Consider the following 10937-nt stretch of genomic DNA (forward strand, 5'->3'; position numbering starts at 1 on the left):
CCTTGCCGGTTCCAAAGTTTGACAGTTTTGTCATCACTAGCGGTGGCGAGGGTTTGACCGTCGGGGCTAAAGATGGCGCTGTTGACCCCCTCTCGATGACCTTCGAGGGTTTGGAGTAACTCTCCTTGCCGGTTCCAAAGTTTGGCGGTTTTGTCATCACTAGCGGTAGCGAGGATCTCACCATCGGGGCTAAAGATGGCGCTGTTGACCCCCTCTCGATGACCTTCGAGGGTTTGAAGTAACTCTTCCTCCCGGTTCCAAAGTTGAGCGGTTGTGTCGGCACTGCCGGTGGCGAGGGTTTGACCGTCGGGGCTAAAGGCGACACTGGCAACCCGATCTCGATGACCTTCAAGGGTTTGGAGTAACTCTCCTTGTCGGTTCCAAAGTTTGGCGGTTGTATCGACACTGGCGGTAGCGAGGGTCTCGCCGTCGGGGCTAAAGGCGACGCTGTAAACCCGACCTTGATGACCTTCGAGGGTTTGAAGTAACTTTCCTTGCCGGCTCCAAAGTTTAATCGTGTTGTCCCAACTACCGGTGGCGAGGGTCTCGCCGTCGGGGCTAAAGGCAACACTGTTGACCTTATCTCGATGACCTTCGAGGGTTTGAAGTAACTCTCCCTCCCGGTTCCAAAATTTGGCGGTTTTGTCGGCACTGCTGGTAACGAGGGTCTGACCGTCGGGGCTAAAGGCGACGCTGGCAACCCGATCTTGATGACCTTCGAGGGTTTGGAGTAACTCTCCTTGCCGGTTCCAAAGTTTCACCGTGTTGTCAGCACTGGCGGTAGCGAGGGTCTCGCCGTCGGGGCTAAAGATCGCGCTGGCAACCCGATCTTGATGACCTTCGAGGATTTGAAGCAACTCTCCTTGCCGGTTCCAAAGTTTCACCGTGTTGTCATCACTGGCAGTGGCGAGGGTCTCGCCATCGGGGCTAAAGGCGACGCTATTGACAACATTTTGATGACCTTCGAGGGAGTCAAGCAACTCTCCTTGCCGGTTCCAAAGTTTCACCGTGTTGTCCTCGCTGGCAGTGGCAAGGGTCTCGCTATCGGGGCTAAAGGCGACGCCGATCACCCGATCTTGATGGCGAATAAGCCGATTGCCCTCTTTAAATCCTTCTGCGTACACTGCCACTTGCAAAGCGGTTGCAATTGGCTCTTGGAATTCCGGTTTATCTTCAGACAAGGTGTTCAGAAGCACTCCCGCTCGGATTCCTTCGAGTAGAGCATCAAACCTCCGCTCTGAGTGATTTAGCAGCCCGGAAAATCGACTTAAAGCATCGATTTGACCTTCCGTGACTTTTGTGGCTCGCTGCCGGTGATATTCGGCTTTCCGCCACTGAACCACTGCTACGACGCTGACCCCAACAGCCGCCACTAAAGCCACACTCACCGTTGCCAGAAAGAACTTTTGGCGTTTGGCACTTTTTTCCTGTTCTGCCAGCCTGGCGACCGCTTCTTGGGTCCGTTCTTCCTGTAAACGCAGCATTTCGGCTTGGCGGCGCGTTTCTTCCTCTTCTGCTGCTGCGATCGCGTTTTGACTGGCTTCGATAAATTCCTTCTGCAGTGCAGCTGCTGCCGGTTTTTTCTGTTGCTGCTCTGTTTCGGCTAACCAATTTTGAGCCACGGCAAACTCACTGCCGCGCAACAGCAAGTCATGATTTTTATCCTTCTGTTCCCACTCGAGCGCCCTCTGCAACCATTTCGTATGACTGTGAACGTGTTCTCGATCGGTATCGAGGGTTCTCACCAACGGATTGAAACTGGCATTAAAATCCCCATCATTGTGATGAAAATCAATCCACTGCACCTTTGCCAGTTCTGGATGTAAATCGGCCGGATTCACCTGCCGATACAGCACCGTCACGAACCGCTTGTTCAACGACGCGGCATACTCCACTTCATCCGCACAGTAAGGTGAATTTATCGATTTCGGTGAAAGCAGGAACAGAAAGTTGTCGCAGGCTTTAATTCCCCGATAAATCTCCTGCTGAAAATCACTTCCCGAGGCAATACTTTCCTGGTCGAACCAAGTGTTTTTTCCCTGCATCTGCAAGCGATCGTTTAGCTCCCGAGCAAAGTCCGAATCCGCGCGGGAATAGGAAATAAAAACATCGAGGGATTCGAGGGGGGGTTGCCGCAAACTTTGGGTGATAAACTCTTCCTGTAATGGCGTCGGAGGATGCTGCGTTCGCTTCTGGGCTACCTTCAACCACGCTTCGGCACTGCGCAAGTTATACCCTCGCAGCAAAATACTGGGATTCTCCTTTTGCCGCTTCCACTTCAGAGCTTTGGTTAGCAATACCTTATGCTCGTTATAGTAAGCCGCATCCCGATTTAAAATCTTTAATAGTTGGCTTTCATCGAGCAAGTAATCTTCTTCCTTGACATTGTCCGTCAGGTCGATATACTGCAACTCTCGTAACTCTAGCGGCACTTGCTCTGGGTCGGTTTTTCGCACCAAGATGGGAATAATCCGTTTGTTGAGGGATACCGCTAAGTCTAGTTCTTTTTGACAGTAAATCGATTCGAGGGAGTCGGGGGAAAGTAAGTAAACTAAATTATCCGCTTGTTCGATGCCTCGATCGAGCGCCGCTCCAAAATCCTCCCCGGTTTGAATATCCGTAGTATTCGTCCAAACCGTAATACTCGATCGCATCAGGCTATGGCGAATTTTCTCCATGGTTTCCTTTTCCTGGGTGGGATAGGAAAGGAAGACCTGAGTCATCAAGTTATTGCCATTCTTGATACTCTCAGTAATATATTCGCAATGGAGATCGGAGGGAAGGCAAGGAGGTTGCTCGCTTTCAAAGTGAATCTTGAGCCAATTTTGAGCCTGCTGTTTTTCTTCTCCCGTTAATAAATAATTGGTTTGTTTTTGATGCCGCTCCCACTCTAAGGCTTTGGTTAAAAACTGGGTATGCTTCTCGACATAATCGCTATGAGTGCGCATTAACGCGATTAAATCCGATAAAGACTTATCAAAATCATCGATGCCTTCTCGGAAATAAACCCAATTAATTTTGCCAATGGCGGGATGCATATTCGGAAAGCTCGAATGCCGTCCTTGTTCTTTGTATGCTGCCCACTGTTCGGGGGTTCCATTGGGATTCCGTTGCAGCCAGGTTTCTTGGCTAATTTCCTCGACGTGGAGCAGGGGAATGATTCGTTTGTTGAGCTTCAGGGCTAACTCAACTTCTTTGAGGCAATAGGGAGAATTAACGGAATGAGGGGAAATTAAATAGAGAAAGTGACTGGCTTTTTCGATGCCATCATCAATTTGATTTTGGAAATCGACCCCCAAGGGAATATCGTTGAAGTCAAACCAAACTTGAAACCCTTTTTCATCTAAGCAACGTTGAAGTTTGGTCGCAAAAGCTTTACTATCTGCTCGTCCGTAAGATATAAAAGCATCAAGAATTTTATTCATATTTGATTTTTTATTCAAGCTGAGTAATCAAACTAGATGAGAATAAGACCGCATAGCAGCAAAGATTTAAGACTCCATGTATTTTCTTACAGGAGACTCAAGAGATTCTCGATCCGATATAGATAAACTTACAGATACTGAAAAATCTCCACCTATCTCTTCTATAGCATTTCTTAAATGAATGAGGTCCGGAATATCCCCGTTGCATCCCCCTTAATAAAAGGGGGAGTTGAGATTCACGATCGCACCTCAATGACTTGAGAACTGCTATAGACTCGTATCGATCTCGATAATCCGGATTGTTGAAACTGAAAGTAGAGCTAGCCAAAACCAATCGTAGGGTTTACGATTGCCGTACAACTATTTGACTAACACTGGGTAGATGACTTGAAGATCGGATTTGATTCTATTGCCGATCGATGATATTAACCGGATATTTTCTAATCAATATATTACCTTTGTCAAAAAATCGTATCGGTAATTCTACGCTAATTTTAGATAGCTAACCCTTCTGTTTCTCAGTATGAAGACGGAGAATGACATCGCTCGATTGAATGGGTTTCAATTCTGGGTCGATCTGGCGCTTCAAAAGCAACAAATTTGACTCATCTCGATCGAGACTCAAAGAACGCAATTTCTTGACTTCCAAGACTTCAAACCCTCAGTTCGCTCTTTCCGTTCTTTCGCATTTTCAGATGTGACGTCAAAATGCAAGTTTTACATCTTAGAACGGGTGTATTCGAGTCATTTTCCCGAAGTTAACTTTTGTAACGCAGAATTCGCAAAAGTCTCTAGAGCGCGATGTCCTGGAATGAAGTGAGTTCGATTACACGAATCGATGATTTCAACAGTATGCCCGACCGTTATGTCAACGTTAGAATGAACTCATGCACAATCCGAAATAGTGACCCCTGTTTAAGATCGGGTGCTATCTACCAGTTCAACCCCCCTTCGTCCCCCAACGCGATCGATTTGGGCGAGCGTTTTCTGTTCGAGTTCGATCGAGGGGATCGACTCAGCAGACTCACAACCGGGCGATCGACATGTCTATTACAACATACTGCTTGAATGGAAGCCCCCCATGGCAAAAAAGACCTCCTACCATGACTTCCTGCGCCAAGAGATGGGAAGTATGCTCGACGGACTGGATCTTCCAGATCTGTGCAAACAGTCTCTCAAAAGTCGCTGGCTCGATCAAGTCATTTGGGCAGATAAAAAAGCCGACCAATGTCGCCGCTGGTACTACCGTTTGCGCCTCACCACAATCGTTGGCGGGGTATTGCTTCCGGCTTTGGTGGGACTCAACTCCCAATTTGGGGACAAGAACGATACATGGAGCAAGTGGTTTCCCTACGCCCCCTTTGCCTTAAGTCAGATTATCGCAGTGAGTGCCGCTGCAGAAGAATTCTTGCGATTTGGGGAACGCTGGCGCGAGTACCGACAACTAGCCGAAGACCTCAAAGCTGAAGGCTGGGAATACCTGCAACTGAGCGGTCCCTACCAACATAAAGATAGCGAAGACGATACTGTACCGTTGCGGCGCCGCAAAGTGGCAGACTTCGATGAGGAAGAGTGGCAGACCCTCAAACCCAGGCGTCGCAGTAAGCATAATGCCACCCACAAAGACGTCTATACCCTGTTCGCCGGTCGAATCGAAAACCTGCTCGAAGACAACATGCAAAGCTACATCTCAGCCTTGCAGCAAAAACAGACCAAAGAAAACGAGCAACTCAAACAAATTCTGGCAAACGCGGAAGAAGTCGCTGCCGATAAAGAATTATTCGCTAGACCCGAACCCCCCCCTCAATTACCCCCGCGCGGGTACTCGAACGCTCCCAATAACGGCGGCGGCAGAATGCTCAATGGCGGAGCGGCTCCCATGAATGCTCTTCCGCCGGGAGGACAGCTGGGAATGGGGCAACCGAACGGCTCTGGAGCTTATCCAAATCCCCCCATGCAGCAGCCTCCCATGCAGCAGCCAGTGGCACAACTGGCGGCTTATGGAAATCCCCCCATGCAGCAAGCAGTGGCACAACCGGCTGCCTACCCGAATCCTGCTATGCAACCCCCCATGCAGCAGCCTCCTATGCAGCAAGCAGTGGCACAACCGGCTGCCTACCCGAATCCTGCGATGCAACCCCCCATGCAGCAGCCCCCTATGCAGCAAGCAGTGGCACAACCGGCTGCCTACGGCCACCCAGGGATACAGCAACCGGTGGCACAACCGGCTGCCTACCCGAATCCAGGGATGCAACAACCCATGCAGCAACCGGTGGCACAACCTCCAGCCTACGGCCACCCTGCGATGCAACCGCCAATGCAGCAACCCATGCAGCAACCTGCTATTGCCAACGACCTCAATGCCCGCATCCTCGCCTCAGCCCAGCAACTGCGGGGTACGTCCAGTGCTGAGGGTCCCGATGGCGGTGTTAATGCCTGTGGTTGGATGATGAACAAAGTCTTGCAGAACGCTGGCATTCAATCGATTGGGGATAATCCCAATTACGTTCCCTCAGTGCTGAGCGCGCTGCAACAGGGACGGGGACAACAGGTGACAAAGGAAACCGCTAAAGCGGGGGATTTAGTGATTGCCGCCGGAGAAGCCCATATTGGGGTCGGGCTAACCGATGGTTGTAGTCGAGTCCTCTCCAACTCTTCCGGTAGTGCTTCTTTCTCCTGGGAAAGCGATGCGGATTTCGATGGCTACTACGGTGGTGCCAGTGTCATTTACCGCTTGCTGGGATGAACGGGTACTCAGAAATAGAATATGCGGTGACGTTCTGGATGGAGTTACAAGAGAAACGATCGAACTTAACGCTCTCGAAGCCTTCATTGCTCCATCGATTGATAAACGACGATTCTTTGCAAACATATTCTCATGGCTAAGAAGAAGACCTACGAACAGTATCTGCGCCAAGAGCTAGGAGACTTGGTCGAACAGTTGCAACTGCCGCCACTGTACAAACAGTCTCTCAAACAGCGTTGGATCGATCAGGTGGTATGGGCTGATAAAAAAGCGGGTCAATCTCGCAAATGGCACTATCGGTTGCGCCTGACGACGATTATTGGCGGGGTGATTCTGCCCGCGTTGGTGGGGCTGAATATGCAGCTCAAGAACAACCTACCCGAATGGTTTCCCTACATTCCCTTTTTCATGAGTCAGGTGATTGCCGTGAGTGCAGCCCTCGAAGAGTTTCATCGTTATGGCGATCGTTGGCGAGATTACCGCAAAATGGCCGAAGATCTCAAAGGGGAAGGCTGGCAATACTTGCAATTGACGGGTTCTTACGAACATTTGCTCAACCACATGGAAGGTTTCGCCACCTTTGCCAATCGGGTCGAAAGCGTCATTAAAAACGATGTCAAAAACTACGTTGCCGCTTTGCAACAGCAACAAATCGCAGAAAACGAGCAAATCAAACAAATTGTCAAGTCAGCCAACGCCGTGGCTGAGGATAAAGAACTATTTGCCCGATTAAAGCAACCCCCTCCTCCCCCTCAAGCGCAGATTGCTGCACCGGCTGCTCCCACAGCTCCAGCGGCTCTTCCAGGTGCCGGGGCTGCGGGTAGGCTCTGCGTTCGTCAGGATACGGACTTTACCCTCGCTCCCCAACCGGCACAATCCCTACCGGATAACTACAAAATTCGGGTCGGCAATGGCAATACCTTTGGCTTGCAGTCCCATGTCAATGCGGGCAATAATTTTCTACAAGTGACCCTCGATCGAGGAATCGGTCCGGAAAACCGCAATGTCTGGTTTGTCTGGGCATTACATGTGGAAATCTTACCCGGCAATGGGTATGCAATGGCAAATGCTATGAGTCCCAACGCCATGAATCCCAATGCCATGAATCCCAATGCCATGGATCCGGCAATGGGTGCGGCTCCCAACGGCTTCCAAACTTCGAGTATTGCCCCGACAATGGGCGCAGCTCCGGCAATGGGTGCGGCTCCCAACGGCTTCCAAACTTCGAGTATGACCCCGACAATGGGCGCAGCTCCGGCAATGGGCGCAGCTCCCAACGGCTTCCAAACTTCGAGTACGAGCATGGCAACGCCTGCTCCCCCAGCTCCCCCAGCAACGTCTGCTCCTTCAGCCCCTCCAGCTCCAGCACCGGCGAGTAATGGCGAAATAAAACTCCCCGTTCCCTACTTCTCCCAACGAGACAATGAGATAGATCCTTATAGAACCTGTAATACATCCAGTTGTGCCATGGCGGCTAAGTATCTGGGGGCCAATATTACCGGGGATGACGATTACTATCAGCAGTATGTGGTTAAGTATGGCGATACCACCGACCATGGTGTCCAAACCCAGGCACTTACAGATCTCGGGATTAAATCAACTTGGAACACCAGTCTTAGTCTTGAGGATCTCGATCGCTCCCTTGCCAGTGGGCTGCCGATTGTGGTTGGTATTCTGCATCACGGACCTCTGGAAGCACCGTCTGGTGGCGGACATATGATTGTGGTCATCGGTCGCACTGCTAGTGGTGATTACATTGTCAACGATCCCTATGGCGACTTGTTGGACGGTTACGCCACGGAAGAGGGTGGCGGATTGACCTATCCCCGCGATGTTATGGAGGCTCGGTGGACGGTGGATGGTCCAAAAACCGGCTGGGGACGGCTGTTCTACGATAACCCCATACCCGGAGGTGCACCCCAAACCGCACCGGCTCAAACTGCACCCACCCAAACGGCAATGATGGCATCGGCAACCGCCGCACCAGGTTTCCCGGCCGCTACGCCGGGTGCGGCAACAACCGGGCAATACATCACGGCCGAGCAACTCATGCAAATTGCCCCGAATGCCGATGCCAATCGCCTGCGCGAACTTACCCCGGGTTTAAATGAAACCTTCACGCGCTTCCAAATCAATACGCCTTTGCGAATCTGCCATTTCATCGCTCAAGTGGCGCACGAGTCGGACTGTTTCAACGCGATGGAAGAGTATGCTTCTGGGGAAGACTACGAAGGACGGAGCGACCTGGGCAATACCCAACCGGGAGACGGGGTGCGATTTAAAGGACGCGGATTAATGCAACTTACCGGACGGGCAAACTACGAAAAATTTTCTCAGGCGATGAACCTGGATTTCGTATCGCAACCGGAACTGGTGGCACAGGCTCCCTACGCGGTGATGGTTGCCGGTTGGTACTGGGATAGCCGAAAGCTCAACGGCGATGCGGACAAAGATAGCCTCGAAGATGTCACTTACTACGTCAACGGCGGCTACAACGGTCTCGAGGATCGCCGTCAATATTTGCAAAAGGCAAAAGCCGTGCTGGGGGTTTGAGGATGGGGAAGTGGGTGGTGACGGCCACGAAAATTCAAGGGTTTTGCTTCCAACGCGATTGCCAGCTCAAATATAGATGATTTGTCGATCGCGACATCGGAAACTACGCTCGAAGTTCTCCAGCTTCGGAGAGGGAATGCAAGCGAGAATACATCCCATTTTTTGCCAAGAGTTCTTCGTGAGAACCGACTTCGGCAATTTTTCCACCATCGAGAACAACAATTTTATCGGCATCTCGAACGGTACTTAACCGGTGAGCAATAATAATCGTGGTGCGGGTTCCAAAAACCGATCGCATTGCCATTTGGATCGATCGCTCGGATTCGTAATCCAAACTCGAGGTTGCCTCATCAAATATCAACACGTCGGGATCGACAATTAACGCCCTCGCAATTCCCAATCGCTGCTTTTGTCCCCCCGAAAGTCGCACGCCGCGCTCCCCAACAACGGTATAATACCCTTTGGGAAGTTCGGAAATAAACTCATCCACGCGGGCAATTTTGCAAGCTTCTTTGACGCGATCGAAACTAATATCTGGGTTACCATAAACCAGGTTATCGAGCAAGGTTCCGTTAAAAATATCTACATCTTGATGGACGATCGCCAACCTTCGCCGATACTGAGTGACATCGAGGCGACCAATATCCTCTCCATCGATGAAAATATAACCGCGATCGGGTTCAAAATAGCGGAATAACAGTTTGACGAGGGTGGATTTTCCCGAACCGGAACGCCCGACGAGTGCCACCGTTTGATAAGGTTCGATGCGTAAGTTGATATTCTGCAAAATGGGACGCTTCGCATCGTAGCCGAAAGTTACCCCAGCCAGCTCCATTTTGCCCGTAAACCGATAGGAATTCTCCTCAATGTTGGGTTCGGATAAACCCGCTGCATCGTCTCCGAGCGGACGTTTGAGAAACTTGTGAAACCGCAACATCGCACTATAGCGACGGGCGAACACTTCAGCCAGGATACTAATGGGATCGATTTCAGCATAAGCCATACTAGAAATCGTTAGGGTGGTGATGAAATGTCCTAAAGAAATTCGACCCTGAAGAGTGGCAAACAGGGTAGAAATTAAAACCCCGAACACGCAAATCTGAACGAAGGTTCGCTGCACCGTTGATAACTTTACGTAGCTGCGGTGAATCCGGTTAATAATCACGTTGTGTTCCCGCGCCAGTCGCCGCCGCTGGCGATCGAGTTCTCGGGCTTCCGTGGCAAAGGCTTTGACGGTTTTGATATTGGTAATCAACTCCGACGTGCGGCTTTCGGTTCCCTCCATATACTTGTCGATGAGTTTTTCCCGTTGGATAATCGCTCCCAGGGATTTGAGACTGTAGCCGAGAATGAGGATAAACGAGACCAAAAAGGCGATCGCGATCCGCTTTTCGATGAACCAAATTGCCACGAAAATCCCCAACACCCGAATCAACTTGGGAATCAGTTGACCGGCAATTTCCGGGTACATCCAGGTATGATTTTCCAATCCTCGCGAGACCCGTCCGGCAATTCGTCCGGGGTTGTGTTCTTCGTAAAATGATAGGGGCAGGGTGAGGACTTTGGCGACGGTTTGGCGAGCGCCATCGCGACGGGCCGATAGGGAAATCGCCCAGTGATACCACCCCCCGAACCAAGCTTGCACGGGCGCCCGGATAACGGTCACCAAAAACACCAATCCCAGCAAAACTCCCAGTTCTAGCGAGGAATTTGCGGGTTGTCCGAGAATGGAAGCAACTGTTGCAACCAACTGCTGTAGGGGTCGGTCTAACTCGCCACCGGCCAAGATGTTGAGAATTTGCCCGATGACATAGGGAACGACCAAATCGACCAATTCAAACGCGCTGGTCATCGCGATACTGTAGACTGCGGTACCCCAATAACTGCGAAAATAATCGAGAATATCTCGAAACGATGCCATGACTCTCCGGAATGAGAGAACCCCAAAGGTTACCCCATTATTTTTTGTAGTATGCAGTCGTTATTATACTACAATCGAAAAAAATTGGAGGAACGGGGAACGGGGAATGGGGAACGGGGAATGGAAAAAACCGATTTTTTCAAGAGTGTAAATAAACCACAAGAAGCACTATGGCTGGTAATCTACCCGAAAAACAGTCTGTTTTTTGAGGTTCGAGAGAGATCGGGACTTGAGGGTTTGGTGAATAATCCAGGCTAAGCCCCCCACACCCTACACCCCACACCCCACACCC

4 protein-coding genes are annotated in these 10937 nt (G+C 50.7%); 2 read left to right on the forward strand and 2 right to left on the reverse strand.

Annotated features, from left to right (window positions below; genetic code table 11):
* On the reverse strand, window positions 1–3425 hold a 3425-nt coding region (locus tag AC2215_RS21395), incomplete at its 3' end, for a toll/interleukin-1 receptor domain-containing protein (RefSeq protein ID WP_486812042.1).
* A 1081-nt stretch (window positions 3426–4506) separates the two neighbouring features.
* Between AC2215_RS21395 and AC2215_RS21400 the strand changes: the two genes are divergently transcribed.
* Together AC2215_RS21400 and AC2215_RS21405 are read left to right on the forward strand one after the other, a co-directional pair.
* Complete coding sequence (locus AC2215_RS21400) at window positions 4507–6171, forward strand: DUF4231 domain-containing protein (RefSeq protein WP_486812043.1); 1665 nt, start codon at window positions 4507–4509, stop codon at window positions 6169–6171.
* Between the two features lie 132 nt (window positions 6172–6303).
* Window positions 6304–8724, forward strand: coding sequence for a DUF4231 domain-containing protein (locus tag AC2215_RS21405; protein ID WP_486812044.1), 2421 nt, complete (start codon window positions 6304–6306; stop codon window positions 8722–8724).
* Between the two features lie 103 nt (window positions 8725–8827).
* Here AC2215_RS21405 and AC2215_RS21410 read toward each other — a convergent pair whose 3' ends face one another.
* Window positions 8828–10645, reverse strand: a complete 1818-nt coding sequence (locus AC2215_RS21410) for an ABC transporter ATP-binding protein (protein ID WP_486812045.1) — start codon at window positions 10643–10645, stop codon at window positions 8828–8830.
* Window positions 10646–10937 lie beyond the last annotated feature (292 nt).

This window comes from Zarconia sp., assembly GCF_057467645.1.